This window comes from Streptomyces sp. NPDC050703, assembly GCF_040654435.1.
Taxonomy (GTDB): Bacteria; Actinomycetota; Actinomycetes; order Streptomycetales; family Streptomycetaceae; genus Streptomyces.
Genome location: NZ_JBFAHX010000031.1, coordinates 72981 through 96039 on the forward strand (window position 1 = coordinate 72981; position 23059 = coordinate 96039).

General features: G+C 73.0%; 22 protein-coding genes and 1 pseudogene. 7 read left to right on the forward strand and 16 right to left on the reverse strand.

The window, feature by feature from the left end; genetic code table 11:
• Positions 1-46: 46 nt before the first annotated feature.
• Positions 47-796 (reverse strand): (2Fe-2S)-binding protein, encoded by a 750-nt coding sequence (locus AB0I16_RS25720; RefSeq protein WP_363251915.1) that lies wholly within the window; start codon positions 794-796, stop codon positions 47-49.
• Positions 797-1032: 236 nt separating this feature from the next.
• Here AB0I16_RS25720 and AB0I16_RS25725 point away from each other — a divergent pair, with 236 nt between their 5' ends.
• A complete protein-coding gene (locus tag AB0I16_RS25725) occupies positions 1033-2151 on the forward strand; it encodes a DMT family transporter (RefSeq protein ID WP_363251916.1) in 1119 nt (372 codons plus the stop codon).
• Between the two features lie 48 nt (positions 2152-2199).
• On the opposite strand, the gene AB0I16_RS25730 is transcribed toward AB0I16_RS25725, so the two are convergent.
• Positions 2200-3519 carry a transglycosylase family protein gene (locus AB0I16_RS25730; protein ID WP_363251917.1) on the reverse strand — a complete coding sequence of 440 codons (1320 nt, stop codon included), beginning with the start codon at positions 3517-3519 and terminating at the stop codon, positions 2200-2202.
• 300 nt (positions 3520-3819) lie between these two features.
• Here AB0I16_RS25730 and AB0I16_RS25735 point away from each other — a divergent pair, with 300 nt between their 5' ends.
• The 3 genes from AB0I16_RS25735 (at position 3820) to AB0I16_RS25745 (ending at position 6906) form a co-directional block, all read left to right on the forward strand.
• The gene (locus tag AB0I16_RS25735; RefSeq protein ID WP_363251918.1) at positions 3820-5049 is read left to right on the forward strand and encodes a PAS domain-containing protein; all 1230 of its coding nucleotides are present in this window, start codon (positions 3820-3822) and stop codon (positions 5047-5049) included.
• 356 nt (positions 5050-5405) lie between these two features.
• On the forward strand, positions 5406-6146 hold the full coding sequence (locus AB0I16_RS25740) for a GAF and ANTAR domain-containing protein (RefSeq protein WP_363251919.1): 741 nt from the start codon (positions 5406-5408) through the stop codon (positions 6144-6146).
• Between the two features lie 67 nt (positions 6147-6213).
• Complete coding sequence (locus AB0I16_RS25745; protein WP_363251920.1) at positions 6214-6906, forward strand: GAF and ANTAR domain-containing protein; 693 nt, start codon at positions 6214-6216, stop codon at positions 6904-6906.
• Positions 6907-6918: 12 nt separating this feature from the next.
• Here AB0I16_RS25745 and AB0I16_RS25750 read toward each other — a convergent pair whose 3' ends face one another.
• The 4 genes from AB0I16_RS25750 to AB0I16_RS25765 all read right to left on the reverse strand — a co-directional run bounded on the left by AB0I16_RS25750 (position 6919) and on the right by AB0I16_RS25765 (position 9376).
• A complete protein-coding gene (locus AB0I16_RS25750; RefSeq protein WP_363251921.1) occupies positions 6919-7899 on the reverse strand; it encodes an acetylxylan esterase in 981 nt (326 codons plus the stop codon).
• 129 nt (positions 7900-8028) lie between these two features.
• Positions 8029-8217, reverse strand: coding sequence for a hypothetical protein (locus AB0I16_RS25755; protein ID WP_363251922.1), 189 nt, complete (start codon positions 8215-8217; stop codon positions 8029-8031).
• 125 nt (positions 8218-8342) lie between these two features.
• Positions 8343-8528, reverse strand: coding sequence for a DUF397 domain-containing protein (locus AB0I16_RS25760; RefSeq protein WP_363251923.1), 186 nt, complete (start codon positions 8526-8528; stop codon positions 8343-8345).
• Positions 8525-9376, reverse strand: a complete 852-nt coding sequence (locus tag AB0I16_RS25765) for a helix-turn-helix transcriptional regulator (protein ID WP_363251924.1) — start codon at positions 9374-9376, stop codon at positions 8525-8527. The genes AB0I16_RS25760 and AB0I16_RS25765 overlap by 4 nt, the downstream gene beginning before the upstream one ends.
• A 170-nt stretch (positions 9377-9546) precedes the next feature.
• Between AB0I16_RS25765 and AB0I16_RS25770 the strand changes: the two genes are divergently transcribed.
• Positions 9547-10005, forward strand: coding sequence for an ATP-binding protein (locus tag AB0I16_RS25770; protein WP_363251926.1), 459 nt, complete (start codon positions 9547-9549; stop codon positions 10003-10005).
• A 35-nt stretch (positions 10006-10040) separates the two neighbouring features.
• On the opposite strand, the gene panD is transcribed toward AB0I16_RS25770, so the two are convergent.
• The 3 genes and pseudogenes from panD to AB0I16_RS25785 form a co-directional block, all read right to left on the reverse strand.
• Positions 10041-10457: an aspartate 1-decarboxylase gene (gene panD / locus AB0I16_RS25775; RefSeq protein WP_363251928.1), complete on the reverse strand. Its 417-nt coding sequence runs from the start codon at positions 10455-10457 to the stop codon at positions 10041-10043.
• Between the two features lie 178 nt (positions 10458-10635).
• A pseudogene (locus AB0I16_RS25780) lies at positions 10636-11115 on the reverse strand (nucleotidyl transferase AbiEii/AbiGii toxin family protein); the annotation flags it as partial.
• Positions 11112-11474 carry a hypothetical protein gene (locus tag AB0I16_RS25785; RefSeq protein WP_363251929.1) on the reverse strand — a complete coding sequence of 121 codons (363 nt, stop codon included), beginning with the start codon at positions 11472-11474 and terminating at the stop codon, positions 11112-11114. The pseudogene AB0I16_RS25780 and the gene AB0I16_RS25785, both read right to left, overlap by 4 nt.
• Positions 11475-11820: 346 nt before the next feature.
• On the opposite strand from AB0I16_RS25785, the gene AB0I16_RS25790 reads away from it, so the two are divergent.
• Positions 11821-12795, forward strand: coding sequence for a helix-turn-helix domain-containing protein (locus tag AB0I16_RS25790; RefSeq protein ID WP_363251930.1), 975 nt, complete (start codon positions 11821-11823; stop codon positions 12793-12795).
• Positions 12796-12801: 6 nt separating this feature from the next.
• Here the strand turns inward: AB0I16_RS25790 and AB0I16_RS25795 are convergent, their stop codons facing one another.
• From AB0I16_RS25795 to AB0I16_RS25815, 5 genes are all read right to left on the reverse strand, one after another.
• Positions 12802-13560, reverse strand: a complete 759-nt coding sequence (locus AB0I16_RS25795) for a carbohydrate ABC transporter permease (RefSeq protein WP_363251942.1) — start codon at positions 13558-13560, stop codon at positions 12802-12804.
• Positions 13561-13637: 77 nt separating this feature from the next.
• A complete protein-coding gene (locus AB0I16_RS25800) occupies positions 13638-14525 on the reverse strand; it encodes a sugar ABC transporter permease (protein WP_363251943.1) in 888 nt (295 codons plus the stop codon).
• 73 nt (positions 14526-14598) lie between these two features.
• Complete coding sequence (locus tag AB0I16_RS25805) at positions 14599-15852, reverse strand: ABC transporter substrate-binding protein (protein WP_363251931.1); 1254 nt, start codon at positions 15850-15852, stop codon at positions 14599-14601.
• Positions 15853-16022: 170 nt separating this feature from the next.
• Positions 16023-16817, reverse strand: a complete 795-nt coding sequence (locus AB0I16_RS25810; protein ID WP_363251932.1) for an alpha/beta hydrolase — start codon at positions 16815-16817, stop codon at positions 16023-16025.
• 24 nt (positions 16818-16841) lie between these two features.
• On the reverse strand, positions 16842-19586 hold the full coding sequence (locus AB0I16_RS25815; RefSeq protein ID WP_363251933.1) for an AAA family ATPase: 2745 nt from the start codon (positions 19584-19586) through the stop codon (positions 16842-16844).
• A 500-nt stretch (positions 19587-20086) separates the two neighbouring features.
• On the opposite strand from AB0I16_RS25815, the gene AB0I16_RS25820 reads away from it, so the two are divergent.
• On the forward strand, positions 20087-20923 hold the full coding sequence (locus tag AB0I16_RS25820) for an alpha/beta hydrolase (protein ID WP_363251934.1): 837 nt from the start codon (positions 20087-20089) through the stop codon (positions 20921-20923).
• A gap of 97 nt (positions 20924-21020) precedes the next feature.
• Here AB0I16_RS25820 and AB0I16_RS25825 read toward each other — a convergent pair whose 3' ends face one another.
• Positions 21021-22196: a low temperature requirement protein A gene (locus AB0I16_RS25825; RefSeq protein ID WP_363251944.1), complete on the reverse strand. Its 1176-nt coding sequence runs from the start codon at positions 22194-22196 to the stop codon at positions 21021-21023.
• A 5-nt stretch (positions 22197-22201) separates the two neighbouring features.
• Positions 22202-22399 carry a hypothetical protein gene (locus AB0I16_RS25830; protein WP_363251935.1) on the reverse strand — a complete coding sequence of 66 codons (198 nt, stop codon included), beginning with the start codon at positions 22397-22399 and terminating at the stop codon, positions 22202-22204.
• Between the last annotated feature and the right edge of the window lie 660 nt (positions 22400-23059).

Sequence of the window (23059 nt, forward strand, 5' to 3'; positions counted from 1 at the left end):
GAAACCCTCCGTCGTCCGCCTGGGCCGGCCGCGCGCCCCCTCATGGTCACCCAGACGACGCCCGGTGGGAAGACCGCGACGGCGGGCGTTCGAAGCAGCAGTCACCGCAGACACCGCCGCCCGGGCACCGGTAGTACAGACAGCAGCTCCGCCGCCGGAACGCGGTGCCGTCCAGGGCGCCGGTGCCGCGCAGATCCGGGTGGCCGAAGAGCGCGGCGGCCAGGGCGAGGCCCCGCTCCCCCACGTCCTCGCGCCCCGCCCGCACCGACCAGGCGTGCAGCTCGCGCGCCGCGCCCGCGAGCGCCGAGCCCGCGTTGCCCCACAGCAGCCCCGCGGAGATCCGGTGCCGGGCACGCAGCGCGGCGGCCAGCGGCACCAGGTGCCCGTCGCACACCACGCGCCGCACGGTCTCCGCGTCGCCGGGCAGCGGGCGTACGTCGGTCAGCCACAGGTCGTCGGGCGAGGTGCCGTCGGGGTTCCAGCGCAGCAGGGCGGGGCCGAGGTCGGGCACCGCGCCGTACAGCGCCGCCGAGCCGAGCGCCACCGACCAGAGCCGGGCGGCGAGCCCGAGCTGCGCCACGGACGCCGCCACGCGCGCCTCGGGGGCGCCGATCCCGCGCTCCACCTTGCCGACGCGGAGACCGAGCGGGTCGGCGGTCGCCGGGGGTGGCGCGGACGGCGGCGCGGGCGGGACGTACACGTCCGCGAACGGTACGGAGCCGGGACCCGCGCCCGCGCGCAGCGCGAAGAAGCCGCCGACGGAGCCGAGTTCTGCCAGGTCGATGAGGGGAGTCACGACAGCAGTACAGCAAGGCCCGCGTGGGCCGGGCGCCCGGGGGGTCCACCCCGGTCCGTGGGGAAGGGCCCCTCCGGGGGAGGACATCGACAGGGCAGTACTCCATCGGCAGTAGGACCGATTGCCTGCTCAGGTACGACGACGCGGAGCGATTTCAGCGGCAGCATGGTCACCATGGAAGCCGACCGCTCGCCTCGCCGGGACCACCGGGCACTCCGCATGCACCGGAGCACCTCATGAGTGCCCTCGCACTGTCCGTGGTGCTCTCCCTCGTCTCCGCCGTGGCCTACGCCGGCGGGGCGATCCTCCAGGAGCGGGTGGCCGCCTCCACGCCCGACCGGCGGTACGCGCCGCTGCGCCGCGCCTCCTGGTGGGCGGCGATCGCGCTGAACGGCCTGGGCGCGCTCCTGCACGTCGTCGCGCTCGCGTACGGTCCGCTCAGCCTCGTCCAGCCGCTCGGCGCCCTCACCATCGTGTTCGCCCTGCCGATGGCGGCCGTGTTCGTGCGCCGCCGGGCCGGTGCCACCGCCTGGCGCGGCGCGATCATGGCGACGGTGGGGCTCGCCGGGCTGCTCTCGCTCACCTCCGCTTCGGGATCGACGTCCCTGGACGGCGCCGAGCGCGTGATGCTCGCCCTCGCGACGGGCGGCGGCGTCCTCGCCCTGATGGTCGCCGCGCACGCGGCCCACCGGCACCCCGTGGTGCGCAGCGTGCTGCTCGCCTGCGCGGCGGGCGCGGCGTTCGGCATCGCCTCGGTGTTCACCAAGACGGTCGCGGTGGACATGGACCGGGGCGTGGCGCTCCTCCAGCAGCTCCCGAGCCTCGGCGTCATCGCGGTGCTCGCGGCGGCCGGAGTGCTGATCTCGCAGGCCTCCTACCGGGGCGCGGGTCTCGCGGCGCCCCTGTCGACGGTGACGGTCGTGAACCCGGTGGTCGCGGCGGCGGTCGGCCTGACCCTGTTCGAAGAAACCTTCCGCTACGGCACCATGGGCACGGCTCTCGCCCTCGGCTGCGCTGTCGTGGCCGCCGGCGGGCTGATCCTCCTGACGACGGAGCGGATCGCGCGGGAGTCGGCTGCGGGGACGGAGGGGGCGGAGGCGCCCGAGACGCCGACGGCGCCCGGCGCCCTGACGGTGCCCGGCGCCCTGGAGCTGCCGGAGGCCGGGCGGCTCGTGGCGGTCGCGGAGACGGCGGCCGGGCGTCCGCGTCCGCCGGAGCCCGTGCCCCCGGTGGACGCGGCCCTGCCGGGGCCGCCCCTGCCCGCGCTGCCGGCCCAGCTCACGGTGGCCACGCAGGCGCACCGCGGGGCGCGGCAGCGGTACCCGCTGCGCCCGCGGGAGCCGATCGTTTCCTGAGGGCTCCTCTGGGCCGGGGGCCGGTCCGCGGGCGCGGGCACCGGTGTCTCAGACGCGGACGCCGCGGGCCCGCAGATAGGCGAGCGGGTCGATGTCGGAGCCGAAGCCGGGCCCCGTGCGTATCTCGAAGTGCAGGTGCGGCCCCGTGCTGTTGCCGGTGGAGCCGGAGCGGGCGATGCGCTGTCCCGCGCCGACCTTCTGCCCGGCCTTCACGGAGAGCGCGGAGAGGTGTCCGTACTGGCTGTACTTGCCGTCGGCGTGCCGTATGACGACCTGGTAGCCGTAGCTCCCGCCCCAGCCCGCGGAGACCACCGTGCCCGCGGCGACGGACTTCACGGAGGTGCCGGTGGGGACGGCGAAGTCCACGCCGGTGTGGTAGCCCTTCGACCATGAGCCGCCCGCCGCGCGGTAGGGCGTGCTCGGCGAGGCCGCCACGGGGGCGGAGGCGGCGGACTGCTGGGTACGGGAGGCGGAGGACCCGGCGGACCGCGCCCGCTCACGCTTCTTCTCGGCGGCTTCCTTCTCCGCCGCCTTCCGCTCGGCTGCCTTCTTCTCGGCTGCCTTCTTCTCCGCTGCCTTCCGCTCTGCGGCCCGCTGGCGGGCCCGCTCCTCGGCGCGCTCCTTGTCCCGGTCGCCTGCCCGCTCCTTCGCACGCTCCCCGGCCCGCTGCCCCGCCTTGTCGGACTGCCGGGGGACGCGTGTCCCGTCACCGCGTACGGAGAGCCGCTGCCCCGGGGTGATCAGATCCGGGTCACCGCCGATGACGCGCCGGTTGGTGTCGTAGAGCTGCCGCCAGCCGCCCCGCACCGCGCGCTCGTCGGCGATCCCGGAGAGGGTGTCGCCGCGCACCACGGTGTACATCTCGGCGGTGCCCGCGGCGGACTGCGGGGTCACCTCCGGCTTGACGTCCTTGACGTCGCGCTTGGCCGGCGCGGACTTCGCCGCGGGCTTGGCCGGGGCGCGGACGGGATCGGCGTCGGGCGAGGGGCCGCCCTTGGTGAGACCGGCCTTCGCGGAGCACACGGGCCAGGCGCCGGGGCCCTGCGCGTCCAGGACCTTCTCGGCCACCGCGATCTGCTGCGCCTTGGTGGCGCGGTCGGCGCGCGGGGCGTAGGCCGTGCCGCCGTACGCCTCCCAGGTGGACTGCTTGAACTGCAGTCCGCCGTAGTAGCCGTTGCCGCTGTTGATGCTCCAGTTGCTGGTGGACTCGCAGGCCGCCACCTTGTTCCAGGTGTCGAGGTCGGCGGCGTGTCCGGTGCCCGCGACGGTCAGGGGCAGCGCCATGCCGGCGCCGCCCGCGGTGACCGTGAGCGAGGCACGGTTGATGCGGTTGGGCTGGTACCTGCGGTGCCGACCTCGTACGGCCATGGGGGGCTCCCTAGACACACGTCATCACGGATTGCGCACGACAGACACACGACAAGCCCGCAAGCTAGCCGGTCGGGCGGACCCGTGACAAGGGTGATGGCCGGCTGGGCCGGCGGCGGGTGGGGCGGACGGAGACAACAGCGCGTACGGCCGGGTACGGGGCGTCCGGACTGCCGCTTCAGCCCTTCACCGAAGGGGAGTTACCCTGTGGGCAGGCGCCTGTGGAAGTCCCGGGTCGGCTGGGGGTGAGCGCCGGTGCATGAGGTGCTGAGGGCGACGGCGGGGAGCCGGTTGTTCGCGGTGACCACGGCTCCGTATGTGTTGCTCGACAGGGAGTTGCGCATCCGGGGCGTCAACGCGGCCTATCTGCGCGCCACCGAGCGGTCGCGGGACGAACTGATGGGCGCGTTCATGTTCGACGCGTTCCCGGACGATCCCGGAGACGCGACCGCCACCGGTGTACGCGATCTGTCCGCTTCCCTGGATCGGGTGCTGAGCCGGGGCGCCGGTGACGACATGGGCATCCAGCCCTACAACATCCCCCTGCCGCGCACCTTCGGCGTCTTCCGCCGCAAGATCTGGAGCCCGGTCAACTCCCCCCTGGCCGACGCCGACGGTCGCGTGGTGGGCGCCCTGCACCACGTCGAGGACGTGACAGCGGTGCACGAGGCGCTGCGCGAGGCCCGCGGCGGCGTGGCCGGGGCGGGGCAGCCGCCCGGGCTGGTGCGCCGCGCGATGCTGGCCGTCACCCGGTACGAGCGTGCCGCCCGGAAGGTGGTCGCCGGGCAGGCGACCCCGGGGGGCCCGGGACCGGCCGGGGCCGGACCGGCGGGCCTGGCCCGGCGCGACGCGTTGTGGCACGCCTTGGTGCACGCCGCCCGGCGGACTCCCTCCGGTGACTGTGCCGCCGCGGTGTGCGCCGCCGCGGTGGAGGCCCTGCCCGGCACCGGGGCCGCCGCGATCTCCCTGCGCGGTGCCGGGCGGATGCCCCTGCAATTGGCGGGCAGTGCCCCCTGGGCCCGGCGTGCGGAGGAACTGCAGTACATCACCGGCGAGGGCCCGTCGGTGGCCGCGTTCGACACCGGACAGCGCGTGGAGGAGCCCGACCTCGACCGGTCGGACACCGCCTGGCCGCTGTTCACCGAGGCCGCACTCGGCCTCGGCGTCGGCGCCGTCTTCGCCTACCCCCTGCGCACCGCCACCACCACGCTCGGCACCCTCACCTTGTACCGCCGGCGCCGGGCCGCTGCCGGCACCGGGCCGCCCGCCGACGCGGAGACGTTCGCCGAGATCACCACGTCGGTGCTGCTGGCCGACATGGACAGCGAGATCATCGAACAGGTCAGGGCCACCGCCGACCAGGACGACCTCAACCTCGCCATCGGTGTCGTCGCCGCGGCCCGGGGCATCGGCACGGGTGAGGCCCTCCAGTGGCTGCGCGCGAGGGCACGGGCGCGGCGGCTGCCCGTCGTGGACGTCGCCCGCGCCCTCCTCGCCCGTCCCCCGCAGAGCCCGGGGAACCCTCTGTGACGGCCCGTCACGCCTCGGGGGGGGGCGCGCGCGGTCGGCGGACGGTGCCGCACGGCCGGACGAGGGGGCGGAAGGCCGAGCAAGGCCGAAAATACGGGGCTGTTTCCCTGCTCCGCCCTGCGCCGCGCGGGTAAACTGACGGCCGTACCGTAAGGCCGCCGCAGGCCGGATGGAACCGGCGATGTGACGGCCCTGGGCAGGCGCGTCCAGGAAGCGAGGCGAGTCGGAGTTCTGCCTGCCGGCGGACGCACCGGGGCCTTCCGATGAGGCCACTCCCCCTGTTTTCGCCCCCGTCACGCAGGCCTGGACCCTGTCGGCGCCCGGCAGGCGGAAGCCAGCCGACCGGCAGGCACCGTATGCCCACCACCGACCGCGAAGCACATATCGCCGACGCCGTCCTCGACCTGGCTCACCGCCAGGCGGACTTCGACCCGCTGGAACTGCTGCACGACCTGACCAGCCAGGTGGCCGCACTGCTCCCGGTGCGCTGCGCCGGCGTCACCATTCTCGACCGGGACACCCATGAGCCTGTCCACGTCACCGCTTCCGACGAACTGTGCCTGGCCCTGGAACAGGAGCAGTCCGCTCTGGGCGAGGGCCCCTGTCTCGACAGCGCCCGCGCCCGGCGGCCGCTGCCGGTGACCTCGCTGACCGGCCCGCCGGGCAGTCTCCGCTGGCCGCGCTTCGCGCCCTACGCCCGCCGGGCGGGGATCACGGCCGTGGCCGCGGTGAGCCTTAGGCTGCCCCAGATGGCGCTGGGCGGCATGAACCTGATGATGAGCCACCCGGTCGGCGTCAGCGACCAGGACCTGCGACTGGCCAGGACACTGGCCGACGCCGCCGCCGTGGCCCTGGCCCACCAGCAGCAACTGGCCGACAAGGACACGATCCTCGACCAGCTGCAGCGGGCGCTGGACAGCCGTCTGGTCATCGAACAGGCGAAAGGCGTGCTCTCCGCCCGTCTTCATCTGAGCATGGACGAGGCATTCCAGCGGCTGCGCGCCCACGCCCGCTCCCGGCAGCAGAAACTCACCGAGCTTTCGGCCCGGATCGCCCGGGGCGACATACCCACCGAGCTACTCGACTCCATCCGGTGACCCGGTGCCCGTCACCGCCGGGCACCCGCAGCAGCCTCCCACCCGGGTCGGGGGGAGGAGATGAGTGATGGCCCGCGATGATCTGCCCGGCCTTCTGGAGCGCCTGCGCCAGGCCGCCCGCACCGGCGCCGACCTGTCCGCCGCCCAGGCCGCCGAAGCCGCCCTCCTGCTGCGCCTGGACGCCGTCACACTGAGCCTGCTGCCCAGCCGCGGGCAGCCCGAACTGCTGTGGTCCGATCCCGCCAACCCGCTCGGCGCCGTCCTGGAGGACCTGCAGACCACCCTCGGCGAGGGGCCCACCCTGGACGCCGCCCGCACCGGCCAGACCGTCACCGAGAACGACCTGTCCACCGCGCCCCCCGCCCGCTGGCCCCTGTTCACCCCCGCCGCCTGCGACACCCCGGTCCGCGCCGTCATCGCCCACCCCCTGCTCCTGGGCGTCGTCACCGCCGGCGTCCTGACCGGCTACCGCACCACCCCCGGCCCCCTGCCCGCCCGCCAGCGCCAGGACATCGCCCGCTTCGCCCGCACCGCCCTGGACCTGCTGCTGCACACCCCGCCCCACGCCCTGGCCACCGGAACGGGCGGCCCCGACCTGCACCGCGCCGAGGTCCACCAGGCCGCCGGCGTCCTCTCCGTCCAACTCGGCATCAGCATCGACGATGCCCTGCTGCGCCTGCGCGCCCATGCCTGGCTCCACGACCGGGCCCTGCCCGACGTCGCCCGCGCCGTCGTCACCGGACGCCTCCGCCTCACCTGAGGCGTCGGCCGCTCAGCCCGTCAAGTACCCCTGGAGCCAACGCAGTTGCACGGCCTGCTGGTAGGGTCCGCCGCCCTCGTGATCGTTGAAGGAGTACACCTCCATCGAACGCTCGCTCCCGGCGTACACGTTGTGCGCCGCGAACACCGTCGAGGGCGGGCACGTCTGGTCCTCCAGGGCGGCGGAGAACAGGGCGGGCGCCCGGCCGCGGGCGGCGAAGTGCACGCAGTCGAAGTAGGACAGCGTCTGGAAGACGCGCTCCTCCCCGCCCCTGCGCGCCTTCAGGTACAGCGCGATCTCGTGGTAGGGCAGCCGGTCGGTGAGCGTGGTGGCGCGCGGGAAGTCGCACAGGAACGGCACGTCGGCCGCGACGGCGGCCAGATCGGGCACGAGCCCGCCGACCGCGAGCGCGAGCCCGCCGCCCTGGCTGACACCGAGCGCGGCGACGCGGGACGCGTCCACGAGCGGATGGGACCGTACGGCCTCGACGGCGCGGACGGCGTCCACGTACAGGCGCCGGTAGTAGTACTCGTGCGGGTCCTCGATGCCGCGCGTCATGAACCCGGGGTGCGCGGGCGCGCTGCCCACGGGGTCCGGGGTGTCGCCCTGGGCCCACCCTGCGCTGCCCTGCCCCCGGGTGTCCATCACGAAGTGCGCGTAGCCCGCGGCGGCCCAGAGCAGATGCATGTGCGGCAGCCCGCGTCCGCCGCCGTAGCCGATGTACTCGACGACGGCCGGCAGCGGCGCACCCCGCTCGGCGTCCGCGGGGACGATCAGCCACCCCTTGACGGGGTGCCCGCCGAAGCCCGCGTACGTGACGTCGAAGACGCGCACACCGGTCAGCGGCAGCGGCACCGCGTCGAACCGCGCGTCCAGCTCGTGCTGCCGCGCTTCGTGCAGCGTCTTCTCCCAGAACGCGTCGAAGTCGTCGGGCTCGACCGAACGGGACCGGTGGCTGCGCAGCTCATCGAGGGGCAGATCGAAATGGGGCACGGGCGGCTCCTCCTCCGTACACGGAATACGACGGGTCTCGGAGGGTCACGCTATGCGGTTCGCCCGCGCTTGACGAGGGCGTTTCGACCGGGGTGAGGGGGCGGGGCCGCGGCCCCGCCCCTCCGGCCGTCAGGAGAGCGGCCCCGGCTGCGGCTGGGGCTCCGGGCTCGGCGGCTCGGGCACCGGGGAGGGTGAGGGCCCGGGGGCGGGCCGGGGCTCCGGCGTCGGCACGGGGTCCGGGAAGGGGCGCTCGGGCTCGGGCAGCGGCTTGGGCGGCCCGGGGGTGGGCGGTGCGGGCTCCGGGAACGGTTGCGTCATTGCGATCCTCCAGCCAGTGGTTCGTCGGCTCCTCCCCCGCGTACCCGACGCCTTCGCCCCCAAGCCTCGCACCGTTCACCGCGCCCCGCTTCTCCGACTACGCCTCCGGCGCGGCCACGGGCTCCTCAGGACCTCGCGGCGAACGCCACGAACCTCGACCATTCCTCGCGGCCGACCGCGAGGTGCGGTCGCGTGGCGTCCTTGGAGTCACGTACGCAGACGTCCTGTTCGATGCAGGCGACCTCCACGCAGTCATCTCCCTGTGCGCTGCTGTAGCTGGACTTGTACCAGTTGGGTTCGGACATACTCAAAGCGCTCCTCGCATCCGCACCAGCAGGCCCGTTGAATCCTTCGGGGACAGTGCCTGCGAACGCAGTCTCGCATAGCGCATGCAGATGCGGCTCACTTCCTTCCGGTCAGCGATCAGACGTCCGCTCTCCTGCCCTTCGGCGTACGCACGCCAGTGCCCGTCCGAGGTTTCCAGCAGCCGGACAGGCCCTGCCAGGCAGGCGTGTTGCTCGCAGACGGCAGGCATGATCTGCAATGTGACGTTCCGCGGAGCGCTGAGTTCAAGGATGTGGTCGAGCAGTTCGCGAGTGACCTGGTCTCCCCCCAGGCGGCGCATCAGCACAGCTTCCTCGATGACGAAGTCGAAGGTGGTGTTGGGCCTCTCGACGAGCAGCTGCTGTCGTTCCATCCGGGCACGCACAGTGTCCTCCAGAGCGCCGTCCGCCAGAGGCGGAATGTCGTTCTCGCACAGCGCCCGTACATAGCTCTCCGACTGCAACAGCCCCGGCACCAGTCGGCACTCATAGGTACACAGACTTACCGCCACCTTCTCCAACCTGGCCCACCGACGGAACCAGGCGGCCAACCCCGCCTCGCCCCGCGAGAGATGCCTGGCGGCCTTCCGCAGCGCGCCCGTGTCGCCGAGCGCCTCCTCCGCCCGCTCCACGAACGACTCGTCCGGCATCCGCCGCCCCAGCTCCACCGACTCCACGGTGTGCTTGGAGAACCGCACCCGCGCCCCGAAGTCCGCCCGGCTGAGGCCCGCGTGCTCGCGCAGGGCCTGGACGACCGCCCCGAAGGTCCGCAGACTGTCGGACGGGTCCGGCTCGCGCTCCCAGTCGCAAGCCGTCACGTCACTGCTGTCCGGCATACGCGGCCACCTCCAGATGCGTACGTGCGCTGCGGCATGGCCGCGGTCGATCGGCGCACCCAGAGTGACGGAGACCGCCGCGTACCGTCCACACAGGGTGCCCGTACGCTGACGCAGCGTACGGGCCTCGCCCCTGGAACACGCCCCCGCGCGCCCCCGACAGTGGCCCCATGAGCGCAACCACCCCCCGACTCACCGCCGCCGCGTCGCACACCTTCACGCAGCGGTTCTCCTCGACCCGGCGCGGGGCCCGCCTCGCCCGGCTCCTCGCCGCCGAGCAGTTCCGTACCTGGCCGGTACCGCCCGGCGTGGCCGACCGGGCCGAGCAGATCGTGGCCGAGCTGGCCGCCAACGCGGCGCTCCACGGCAGCCTTCAGGGCCGCGACTTCCGGCTCGGGCTCGTGCTCGACCCAGTGGCCGGCACCCTCCGTGTCGCGGTCACCGACGCCCGTGGTGAGCGGTCGCCCGCCCTGTCGGTGGACTTCGGGACGCCGCCGGACAGCGAGTCGGGGCGCGGCCTCATCCTCGTCAACGCCCTCGCGGACCGCTGGGGCACGGAGCCGTACCCGCCCAGCGGCAAGACGGTATGGGCCGAGTGCGCCACGGAAGCGCGCCGTCTCCCCGGCTGAGCCGGGAGGCCGGCCCCCCGTGGCGCCGCCTCGCCTCAGACGCTCAGCGGACTCCGCGCCATGCCTTCGTCACCGGGCACGGGCTCGGCGGGGTCGTCGCCGAGGGCCACCACGCGGTTGGCCTCGTCGACGTGCACGACCCGCGGCACGAACGCCCGCGCCTCGGCGTCCTCGACCTGGGCGTAGCTGATGATGATGACCCGGTCACCGGGGTGCACGAGGTGCGCGGCGGCACCGTTGATCCCGATGACACCGCTGCCGCGCTCGCCCTCGATGGTGTAGGTCTCCAGGCGCGCGCCATTGGTGACGTCGACGATATGCACCAGCTCACCGGGCAGCAGATCGGCGGCGTCGAGAAGATCCGCGTCGATGGTCACCGATCCCACGTAGTGCAGGTCGGCCTGGGTGACGGTGGCGCGGTGGATCTTGGACTTGAACAGAGTACGCAGCACTTTGGACTCCCGTATGACGGCTCCCTGCCTGCTGTCTGCAGGTCAAGGGCGGCCCCGACCTTACACCGACAGCCCCGTTCGATGTTCGTGAGGAACATCGCTCCGGTCAGGCGAGACGACTTCCTGTCCAAACGGCCGGCTCGGGCGTTCTCGTCGAGGATCCGCGCACCCAGATCCGGCGGCGGCCCAGGGATTCGAGGTCGGCGGTGGAGCGGTGGCGGGAGGCGGCCTGGACGTCGATGAGGTCGCGGGCGGTGCCGCGGTCGGCGAGGGCACGGACCTTGGTGCCGATCACGTCGTCGAGGGAGAGAACGGGGCCGTAGGGGGTCTGGGCGGGCGGAGCCCAGAACGCCTCCTTGAGGACGTCGACCTCGCACTCCTCGCCGGTGCCCGGATCGGTGACGAGGAACCGGCCGCTGAGCGGGTCGGTCTGGACGTGCGTGGTCCGCCATCCGCGCGCGCCGAGCCCTGCTGTGAGTGAGGCGACGATCTCCTGCATCGGAGCGGGGTTCTCGGTGGCGACGTCCAGGTCACGGCTGAAGCGTTCGACCAGGCCGTGAGCCTGCACGGCGTATCCGCCGGTGAGGACCAGAGGGTAGGGGGAGCCGAGGTCGAGGATGTCGGCGAGGAGACGCTCGTGGAGCGGAGTGAGCTTCACGCGGCGGTCGTGTCGGCCGCAGCGGTGCGGAGCAGCTCGGGGAAGGCGTCCTCCCAGACCTCGCGGATGTAGGGACTGATCAAGCGCCGCAGCACGGGCCACTGCTCGGCGAGCAGCCGGTGGTGCAGGAGGGTCACCAGGTCCTCGCTCTGTCCTTCGGTGAGGACGGTCCGGTAGAGCGTCATGCGGGACTTCGGACGGTCCAGGCTGTAGCTCGTCCGCCCGGACCAGACGATGTGGAGCGGCAGATCCACGTTGCCCTCGATGGGGCCGGCCAGCTCCTGCAAGCGCTCGGGCAGTCGGGAGCGGTAGCGGTTCCGCAGCACCTCGGCGCGGGGGGCGGTGGTCGTCGGGTCCATGCATCCAGTATCGCTGCTGAAAGGCGGCTGCATGGCGGATACGGGGATGCTGTCGTACCTACGGGGCGGGCAGCCACCCACCCCCTCCGGGCTGTGCCGCGGGCCCGGACCGGCATGCGCGCGGGCACGGGCGGGCATGACGCGGCAGGTCAAGCGGGAGGCCGCCGCGGTGGGACCGCGCAGCCCGCCCGGAGGGCCGCCGTCGTCACCGATCTAGCGGATTCACGCGATGTGCCGGCTCGGGGCCGGCTGGCACGGTGTGCGGGAGGGGCGCCGGTTCTCCGGTGGTCCGGCGGTCCGGTGACCGAATCCGCACCGCCCGTAGACAACGTTTCCAAGGGGCCAGATGTCCGTCGTCCTTTCCACCGCGGAGCTGTCCGCGACCGACCGCAGTGAGCGCTGGCGCGAAGCGGTGTCGCAGACCTTCATACCGCTCGATGTCAAGATCCTGGAGGAGGACCCGTCACCGGGGAGAATCGTCACCCACCGCGTGGGCGTCACCCGGATATCGGACGTCGAGGCCGGGTCCCAGGAGGTGTCGCGCAGCAAGCGCCTGATAGCGAGGGACGGCAAGGAGTACCTGATCCTCACGCTTCAGCGCCGCGGGAGCGCCGTCAAGGAGCAGGACGGCAGGGAGTGCCTGATCGAGCCGGGAGGCTTCTCGGTCTCTGATTCGTCGCGGCCGTTCAGGAAGAAGGTCGAGGGCACGTTCCACTTCACCTCCTTCCATTTTCCCCGGAAGGAGCTCCGCGTGCGGGACGAGGACCTGCGCGCGGTGACCGCGAGAGCGTTCTCGGGCCATGACGGGAGCGCCGCGCTCGTGGCCACCTACTTCGCGCAGATGGCGCGCGAAGGGGCGGGGTTCGACGATGTCATCGGCCGTCAGTTCGTCGCCACCGGGCTCGACCTGCTGGCGCTCTTCATCGACGAGCAGTGCGGCCGCTACAGTCCTCGGGCCCCCGAGTCCGCCGCGGCCATGGTGGCACGCGTGAAGAGCCACATCGTGCAGAACCTCTCCGACCCGGACCTGTCGCCCACCACGATCGCCGCCGCCCACTTCATCTCGGTGCGCTATCTGCACAAGCTGTTCCAACTGGAGGGGACCACCGTCGGCGAGTGGATTCGGGCGGAGCGGCTTGAGCGGTGCCGCCGGGACCTCCTGCGGTCGCCGGCCCGGGGACTCGGGGTGGCCACCATCGCCCGGCGCTGGGGGTTCGTGAGCCCGAGCCATTTCAGCCGTGTCTTCCGTGCCGCCTACGGCGTGGCGCCTCGCGACTGGCAGACCCACGGCCTGTCCTGCGAACGGCGCGCGGACGCGTGACGGTCCTCAGCCCGCTCCGACGGCTCCACCGGTGGCCCCGGCGGTGACGTAGCGCTGTGAGACGACGAGCAGTACGACGGCGGGGACGGACGCCAGGACCGTGGTGGCCATGACGGCGTTCCACTGCTCCGTATGGGCGCCGAGGTACTGGTAGATGCCCAGGGTGATCGGCTGAACGGTCGGCGTGGTGGTCAGGGTGAGGGCGAAGAGGAAGTCGCTCCAGGTGAAGAGGAAGGTGAAGACGGCGGCGGTGATCAGCGCGTTGCCGCTCAGCGGAAGCACCACCGAGCGGAAGACACGGAATCTGCCCGCCCCGTCCACGCGGGCGGCTTCGATGACCTCCCGGGGGATGGTCCTCATGAACGAGTGCAGGATGATGATCGCGAAGGGGGTTCCCGCGGTGGAGTCGGCGAGGATCAGCCCGAGGTGGGAGTTCAGGAGCCCCAGGTCGGTGTAGGCGCCGTAGAGCGCGTTGGCCACGACGATGCCCGGCACCATCTGCGTGATCAGGATGCCGAGGAGGACGAGGCCGGTTCCGCGGAGGGAGAACTGGGCCAGCGCGTGGGCCGCCGGCGCGGCCAGCCCGAGGCTGAGAGCCACGCTGCCGAGGGCGATGACGAGGCTGGTGAGAAGGTTGGGGCCCTGCTCGCGCAGCGCGACCACGTAGCCGCTGACGTCCGGTGGAAGGGGGAACAGGCTTCCCCCGAGTGTGCTGCCCGCCGGCTGGAGGGAGGCGTTCACCATCCAGTAGACGGGGAACAGCATCAGGGCGAGCAGGACGACCCCCAGGACGGTGGAGGCCCGCCGGCCACGGCTCGGTGTGGACTTCACGGGAGCGTCTCTCAGAGGGTCAGCGCACGCCGGTGGGCGCGCAGGTGGATGAGGGCGAACACGAGCGAGAAGACGATGAGCACGTTGCTCAGCACGGCACCGCGCCCGAACTCGTACTGCTGGAAGGACAGCTCGTAGGCCCGCGTGGCGATGGTCTCCGTGGCGCCCGCGGGCCCCCCGCCCGTCACCACGAGGATGATGTCGAGCACCTTGACGGTGTAGACGACGCCCAACACCAGGACGACGCTCGCCACGGGCCGCAGCAGCGGCCACGTGATGTGCAGGAACGACTTCACCGGTCCGGCGCCGTCCAGCTTCGCCGCCTCGTACAGGTGCGTGGGGATGTCCTGGAGGCCGCCGTACAGGATCGCGGTGTTGAAGGGGATGCCGACCCAGATGTTGATGAGGATCACCGACACCAGCGCCTCTGAGGTGCCGGTGAGCCAGGGGACGCCCGACGACGACAGGTGGAGGCCGCGCAGCGCCGCGTTGACGACGCCCGTGTCGGGGTCGAGCATCCACCGCCACGTCGTTCCGGAGACGACCAGGGGCAGCAGCCACGGCAGCAGCAGGAGCGACCGCAGGACGCGGCTGAGCGGGAATCGGCGCTGGAAGAACAGCGCGAGGGCCAGTCCGCACACGAACTGCCCGAGGATCGATCCGGCCGTGAACAGGAGCGTGGTGACCAGGGTCCGGGAGAACAGGTGCGACGAGAGGACGTCCGCGTAGTTCCGCAGTCCCACGAACGGGGCGTCGCCCGTGTAGAACGTGGTGGTCGTGTACTGCTGGAAACTCATCACGACGTTCTGGACGAGCGGGTATCCGAAGAACAGCAGCAGATACGCCCCGGCGGGCACGACGAACAGCCACTGGGCCGACCGGTCCCCGAAGCGTGCCAGGGGCGCCCTCCGCGGCCTCGCGTCGTCAGCGCCGCCCTCCCGGCCGGTGCCCGAGCGGGCCTCCCGGGACCGGTCAGTCACCGGTCGCGATCTCTTGCGCATGCCTGAGGGCTTCTTCCGGTGTCCGCTCCCCCGTCAGGGCGGACTGGATGGCGGTGTAGATGCCGGTCGCCGCCTTGGGCCACCTGACACCGAGTTCGCCGGTACGGACGCGTGCCGTCTTCACGCTCTCGGCGAAGACGGCCATCCTCGGGTCCTGTTCGGCGTACCGGGCGGCGACCTCGGTGCGGGACGGCACGGTGAAGTGCTGCTTCGCCAGGGTGAGCGTGTGGGGGGCGCTGTTCAGGCAGGCGAGGACTTCGGCTGCCTTCTTCTGCCGGTCCTCGGAGGTGCTTCGCGGGACCGTCCACACCTCTCCGCCCAGGGGGGTGACCGGGGTCTGTCCCGCTCGGGGGACGGGGACGGGTGCCACTCCCCAGTCCATGTCCCTGTCCTCGTCCAGGGCGGCGATCCGCCAGGGCCCGTTGATCATCATCGCCGTCCGGCCCGCGGCGAACTGATCGTGGACGTCGGCCTGTGTCCAGTTCAGCACCGACTTCGACATCGACCCCTTCCTCACCAGGTCGACCCAGAGCTGGAGCGCCTGCGCGGCCTGCGGGCTGTCCAGCCGCTTCTCGTGCCCGCCGTTGGACCACAGGAAGGGCAGGAACTGCCAGCTGCCCTCGAACGTGGCGTTCGCGTCGACCGCCATGCCGTAGCGCCCCGGGCGGGTCAGCCGGGCCGCCGCCTCCTTCAGCTCGCCCCACGTCCTCGGTACGCCGACACCGGCCTCGGCGAGCATGTCCTTGTTGTAGAAGAGGGCGAGCGTGCTGACGTAGGGGGCGAGCCCGTACACCTTCCCCTCGTACGTGCCCGCCGACAGGATGCCCTCGGCGAAGCCGTCCGTGTCAATGCCGTACTGGTCCAGCGGGGTCAGCGCGCCGGTCCGTGCGATCTGCTGGAGATCGGCGTTGTCCAGCATCAGCAGGTCGGGAAGGGTCCGCGACGATGCCTGCCGCAGGACCCCGGGGATCAGGGACGGCGGTGGCACGCTCGTGTGCTCGACCTCGACTCCGGCGGTCTCGCCGCACGCGGTCAGCATCTCGTTCCACTGGTCGTGCTCGGACCGCTGGGTGTAGTAGTCGAGCACGGTGATGGAGGTGACCTCGCCGGGGGCGGAGCCGGCGCCGGCCCCACCGGCGCACCCGGTGGTGGTCAGTGCCAGGACCACGGCTCCGGCCAGGCGTGCGGCGATGCGCCGTACCGGCCGTCCAGCCGGTGAGATCATGCGAGTGCCTTTGCGGTGTGACGGTGTGCGGGCCGGGGACGGTGCCGCGAGGGCTGCGTACGCGTAGGACGGTCGGGGGGTCGGACCGGCGGCTTCCGTTCAGACGCATTTTAGACACCCCGCCGGCCCGTGCTCGCCGTCAGCGTCCGCGCTCCGGGCCGCCGCCTCGGTCATCGTGCCTGTTCCGCCGCTTCCCGGATCATCGCCGCCACGGCACCGGGCTGCGAGAGGACGACGGCGTGTGACCCGTCGAGCACGTGCTCGGTGGCCGCCATGCGTTGCGCCATGAAGCGCTGGGCGGCGGGGTGGAGGACCCGGTCGGCGGTCGCGATGGCGTACCAGGACGGCATGGAGGCCCATGCGGGCGGGCCCGACCGGCCGGTCAGCGCGTCGCAGGCGATCGGGCGTTGCGTCACGGACATCCGTCTCCTGGCCGCGGGCGACAGGTCGGCGGCGTAGACCTGCGGGAACAGCTCCTCGCGGATGTACAGCTCGCTGTCCGGGCCGCCGGGGGTCCGCGCCGGCGGAGCGGCGGTGCGGGTCGCGTCGGCGACGGGCGCGGGGGCGAAGCGGTTCGTGACGTCCAGGACGCACTCGCCCGCGTCGAGGCCGAACGCCGCGACGTAGCACAGGGCCACGACGTTGTCGGCGTCCGCCGCGGCCTGGGTGATGACCGCGCCGCCGTAGTCGTGGCCGGCCAGGACGACGGGCGCGTCGATGTCCCGCAGCATGCCCCTGAGCACGACGGCGTCGTGCGCCAGACCGCGCAGCGGGTTCGCCGGAGCCCGGACGGTCAGTCCGTCGGCTCGCAGCAGCCTGACGACGCCCGCCCACGACGAGGCGTCCGTGAACGCACCGTGCACCAGCACGATGGTCGGCGGCGGGGAACTGGGACCGTGCATGCCGGTGACCTCCGACTCGTGGGAAACGTCCCAGTCGTACGCGGCCGGGCCCCGGTCCGGCATCGCGTGAACGTACCAATGTGCCCCTCAGCCGTCGGGCAGGGCCATGACCACGTTGGCCAGCTGCACCCGGGAGTTGATCTCCAGCTTGCGGAAAACGGACGTCAGGTGGGTGTTGACCGTGTGGGGGGAGACCACGAGCAGCTCCGCGGCCGACCGGTTGGTGTGGCCCTGGGCGACGAGGCGCGCGATCTTCCGCTCCGAGGCCGTGAGGGCGTCCCACCCCCGCACGGGCCGCTGCGCGGGCACCGGCCTGCCGCCGGCGGCACCCGCGCCCCGCAGATCCTGCCGGACACGTGCCGCGGCGGCGTGGGCGCCCGCGGCGGCGTACGTGTCGCGGGCGTGGGCCAGGGCGGCCACCGCCTGCTGCTTCCGGCCCGCCGACAGGAGTGCCCTGCCGAGGTCCGCCGACGCGGCCGCGCGGACCAGCGGCCGGGGGCCCGCGTCGAGCAGCCGCACGGAGCGTTCGAGCAGGGCGGGATCGTTCCGCACCAGCCCGAGGGCTTGCGCTGCGATGCCCCCGGCGGTCGGCACGGCGGGGTTGCGCGCGGCGTGGGCCCCGGCCTGTGCGGCGAGGTCCTCGGCGAGCTCCCGGTCCCCGGCGCTCAGGGCCATGCGGATCGCGGAGTCGGCCCAGTCGCGCAGGAGCCGCCAGCGCATGAAGGCCCCCACCTGCTGCACCTGCCGGACTCGGGCGGCGGAGAGGGCGGTGTCCCCGTCCGCCTCCGCGTGCAGCGCTTCCAGGAAGAGCACGGCGGCGGTGTTGCCGGGGTTCGGCTTGGCCGCCAGCCTCTCCCGCGCCGCGCTCAGATGCTCCCGCGCTCCTTCCGGGTCACCGCGCAGGAGCGCGATGCGGGAGCGGATCACGCGTCCGTTCACCTGCTGGACGGGGACCCGCACCTCGTCCTCCAGGTGTTCCATGGTGAGGAAACCGGCGTCGGCGTCGTCGAGCCTGCCGAGGCCGAGGTCGTGCTGGCCCTGGGCCCACAGCAGCATCGCCTGACGCGGCGCCCCCGCTTCCGTCGCCCGCAGGAGCAGCCGTCGCGCGGACGCGAAGTCGTCCACGTGCAGATGCGCGACGATCTCCTCGGGCAGGAAGGCGGAATCGATGGCGCTCAACGCGGTGAAACGTTTCAGCGCAACCGCGTTCTCCCCGGCGTTCTGCGCGATCTCGCCCAGCCCGAAGAGGGCCAGGACATGTGCCTCGCGATCACCGGCCGCGGTGGCGTCGCGCAGCGCGGTCTCGCCGGCCTCGCGCGCCGCGGCCAGATCGTCCTCTCGGGACAGGGCGAGGGTGCGCAGGGCGGCCAGCCTCGCCGCGATCTCCGGGAGCGCGTCCCCCAGGGCGAGGGCGGCCTCGGTCCTGCGGCGCAGTTCACCGGCGAGGTCCATGCTCCACAGCGTCCCGCCCAGGGCGGCCTGCAGCCGGCCGAACACCTCCAGCGGTGGCCGGGCGGCCAGGAGCCCGTCCCCCGTGGACAGGGCGTCCCTGCTCCGGCCGGCCCGGGTCAGGGCGAGGATCGTCTGCTCCCCCACCTCGAATCTCAGCGGCCCGGCGGACGGCACCAGGGCCAGGGCCCGGGTCATGAGGTCGGCCGCCAGGTCCGGGGTGACCGCGAGCACGTCATCGGCCGCGCGCCGCAGCAGCGCCACGGCTTCCTCGTCCCCCGGCAGGGCGCCCCTGAGGACGTGGGGCACCGCGTCGACCGGCCGGTGGCCCCCGGCGACCAGGACGCGTGCGGCCTCCCGGTGCAGGGCTTTGCGGGCCGACGGCAGGATGTCGGCGTAGACCGCCTGGCGCAGGAGGTCGTGCCGGAAGGACAGGTGTTCACCGTCGTCGTCGAGGAGCCCGGCGCGCACGGCCTCCTCAAGCGCGGGGATGAGTGTCGCGGGCGCCCGGCCGCAGAGCGCGGCGGCGTCGTGCAGGCCGAAGGTACGTCCCAGGACCGCGCCCATCCGGAGGAAGCGCAGGGTCTCGGGGCCCATGGACCGGAGCCTGCCGCGGACGCCGACCACGAGCCCCGGGGGCACGAGGTCGTCCGTGACCTCGCTGGTGCGCAGGCCCGCGAGCATCTCGACGGCCAGGAACGGGTTACCGCCCGCTCCGTCGAGCAGGTCCCTGACCCGCTCGTCGGCCGCCGCCCCGAGCGCGTCGTCCGCCAGTTGGGCGATGGCGTCGCCGGTCAGCGGGCCCAGGGGCACCGTGACCGTCGTGAGGTTCCCGGTCGCGGCCGCGACGATCTCCTCCGCCGGGCAAGCGGGCTCCCGCCGCCCGGTCAGCAGCCACAGCACCGGCGAGGTCCGCAGACGCGCAGGAAGCTGCTGGAGCGCGAACCGGCTCAGCGGGTCGGCCCATTGCACGTCGTCCAGGCCGATCATCACCGGGACGCCGCCCGCCCTGGCCTCGATCGCTTCGGCCAGGCGCTCCACCAGCCAGATCCGCTGGTCGTGGTTGCGGGCGAGGTCGGCGAAGGCATCGCCGGACAGCAGCGGCCGGTCACCCCGCAGGACGGAGGCCGCCAGCGACGACAGCGGCACGATGTGGTGCAGTTCATCGGCCTTGCCGACGTTCACGGAGAACCCCGCGGCCCTGGCCTTGGAGACGGCTTCGGCGAGCAGCGTGGTCTTGCCGATACCGGGTTCGCCCTGGATGAGCGCGAGACCGCCGCTTCCGGCGCGGGCGACGGAGGTGATCAGTGCGTCGAGCTCCGCGAGCTCGGCCTCCCGTCCGCGCAGGCCGCTACGGGACAGCGGACCGCCTGCTCGCACCATCCTCAGGACCCACTCCGCGCACACCCGCCCGCCGAAGCCGGCTCTCCACCACGCCGACGGGTGGCCGCAGTGCCGTCCGGGGCGTTCTCGATCACAGGGGTCATGGGCACCTCCGGCCGGTCGTCCGTCGAGACCGGCGGCCACCGCGCGAACGGCCGGGCCGGTACCGCGTCCGGCCAGGAACACGGGACACCGTGCTGGTGGACACTTGCCTCTCCGTGCACTCTAACTGTTCCGCTTCCGCACTCGGACCGCCGCACCACCGTGCCCGCGCCGTGTACGCCTGCCCGGCCACCTCGCACTGCCGGGCAAGAAGCGATGCGCTGGAGAACAACAAGGGACGGGACGCGCTGAATAGCGTGAGGCCGTTCCGTGCCGCGCACGCCGTGGACGCCCGAGTGCCGGCCGGCGAGAAGCCGGCCCCCTCCGCGCCCCGCCCCGCCTCGCCGAGTCGGAGCACGCCCTGCGCGCACCCGTCACACCGAACGAAGGAAGAGACCATGCCTTACATCACCGTGGGCCAGGAGAACTCCGCCGGCATCGACCTGTACTACGAGGACCACGGCACCGGACAGCCGGTCGTCCTGATCCACGGCTTCCCGCTCGACGGGCACTCCTGGGAGCGGCAGAGCGCCGCGCTGCTGAAGGCGGGCTACCGCGTCATCACGTACGACCGTCGCGGCTTCGGGCAGTCCGGACAGCCGACGACCGGGTACGACTACGACACCTTCGCCGCCGACCTGAACACCGTGCTGGAGACACTCGACGTGCGGGACGCCGTCCTGGTCGGCTTCTCCATGGGCACCGGCGAGGTCGCCCGGTACGTGTCCGCCTACGGTTCCGCGCGGATCTCCAAGGTCGCCTTCCTCGCCTCACTGGAGCCCTGGCTGCTCAAGACCGACGAGAACCCCGGAGGAGCCGCCCCGAAGGAGTTCTTCGACGGCGTCGCCGCGGCCGTCGAGGCGGACCGCTACGCGTACTACACCGAGTTCTACAAGGACTTCTACAACCTCGACGAGAACCTCGGCTCCCGCATCAGCGAGGAGGCCGTGCGCAACAGCTGGAACGTCGCGGCGGGCGGCGGCTTCTTCGCCGCGGCCGCCGCGCCGTCCACCTGGTACACCGACTTCCGGGCCGACATCCCGGCCATCGACGTGCCGGCCCTGATCCTGCACGGTACGGGCGACCGCATTCTGCCGGTCGAGGCGACGGGGCGGCCGTTCCACAAGGCACTGCCGTCCGCCGACTACGTGGAGATCGAGGGCGCCCCGCACGGTCTGCTGTGGACCCACGCGGAGGAGGTCAACAGCGCGCTCCTCGCCTTCCTGGGCAAGTGAGCCCGCCGCGGGCCCGCCCGGCGGGCCCGCGGACCGGGAGCGCCGTCGTGATCACCGGCAACGGGGACCACGGCGGCGCTCCCGCATGGGCCCGGGTTCACCGGCGCCGCCGCACCGTGACCACCGTGACCAGCCCTCCCAGGAACACGCCGGCGAGGAGCGCGGGCGCCGGCGACCACGCTGACAGGAGCACACCGACCGCGGTGACGACGAACGGGACGCGTTCGGCCACCCCGCGCCGGTGCGGCCGCAGGTGTACGGCCCAGACCGTGACCAGGAAGCAGGTGGCCGGGACGGTGACCGCAAGGCCCGCGCCGACCGACGACGCGCCGGAGTGGCGGGTGACGTGATCGGCGTAAGCGGCCAGGCCCGCGCCCTCCGCGGTCGCCGAAGCGAAGATCAGGTAGTGACCGTAGGCCCAGGTGAACCGTCTGCGGTGCGCCTGGTGCGTCGTGGCGAGCAACGCGTGCGCGGGCCTGGCGAAGTACAGCCACCACATGGCGTAGGCCATGAGCAGTCCTCCGGCGGCCAGCGCGTACAGCGCACCGGTGCCCTGATGCCGGTCGAACGCCCCCCGCACGGTGACGGTGGCGGCCGCGACGGACTCGCCGAGCACGATGAGGGTGAACAGCTCGTAGCGTTCGGCGATGTGGTGCGGATGCCACGGGGTCATCCCCGCGGACTGCGCCCAGACGGGGACCAGCACCTCCGCGAGGATCAGCACCGCGACCCCGGGCAGCCGGACCTCGGCGGGGGCGAACAGCAGCGCGACCCAGCCGAGTTGGCAGACGGTGATGCCGGCGGCGAAGCGGAGCGTAGCCTTCCGCCGGGTGGGGTCGGAGAACGCGGCCCGCAGCCACAGCGCGGCCAGCGCCGTACGCAGCACCACGTATCCGAGGGTGATGACGAGCAGGTCCCCCTCCTCGAAGGCCCGGCCGACACCGGCGGCGAGGACGAGGGAGCCCGTGATCTGTACCAGCACGGTCAGCCGGTAGGGGGTGTCGTCGGGGTCGTAGGCGGAGGCGAACCAGGTGAAGTTCATCCAGGCCCACCAGATGGTGAAGAAGACCAGTGCGAAGCGCAGGACACCGGCCAGGTGGTGCCCGTGTGCCAGCGCCTCGTGGAGGCCCTCCGACGCCTGGGCCACCGCGACGACGAAGCACAGGTCGAAGAAGAGCTCCAGCGGGGTGGCGGAGCGGTGCGGCTCTCCGGGGTCGCGCCCCGCCATGGTGCGCCGACGCCGCGGGGCGGGCGCGGTCGAGGACATCGTCACGCGGCTCAACGGAGGGCTCCTTGAGCCGCCCCGCCCGGCGCGTGCGGGACCGCACCGCCCACGGGCCCCCGGGTCCTGCCACGCGGGGAGGTGGCCCGGGGCAGCGCCCACCCGTTCCTGTCCTCGGCCGGTGTGCCCGCGGCGTACTCGCCGCCCGGCCCCCGGCCCACGTCCACCGCGTCCGTCCGCTCGTCCATGCTCATCGCCGTTCCTCGTTCCGCCCGTCCCCGGGCGCAGTCGTCCGGCGAGGCTAGGGAACGCCGAGGGAGGGGATGCGTCCTCCGGTGCACGGGGACTGGCCCGAGGACGTACGGCGGACCTGGTTCCCGGCAGGGCACCGCGGTCGGCGGGCAGGGCGCCGCGGTCAGCGGGAGGGGCGGGTCCTCATCGAGCCACCGCCCGGAACCGCTCGGCCCCTGCCCGCCCGGCCCAGTCCGCGTAACGGGTCCAGCCCACTGTCAGCCCCTCGGCTGCCTCGCGGCCCATCATCCGTCCGCGGGTCCCGCACCACCGCGACGCCGTGCCGGACAGGGCGCTGGGGGACACGGAGCGTGCACGCCCGGGCAGGCAGCCGGACCGAGCTGCTTCCACGGGCAAGGGGCCGTGCGTTCCTCGGCAAGCACCGGTCGGGACCGCCACTAGCTTTCGGGACGGGACGACGCCGCTCCGCCCGCCTCCGCGCACCGGCCGGACCGATCCCAGCACTCCACTTCTCGTATCCGATGGGACAGTACTGATGGCACAAGCGCAGCCCGGGGCCGTGGGCACGCAGTTCGGAATCTTCAGCGTCGGTGACGTGACCGTCGACCCGACCACCGGCCGGGCGCCGACCGAGGCCGAGCGGATCAAGGCCATGGTCGCCA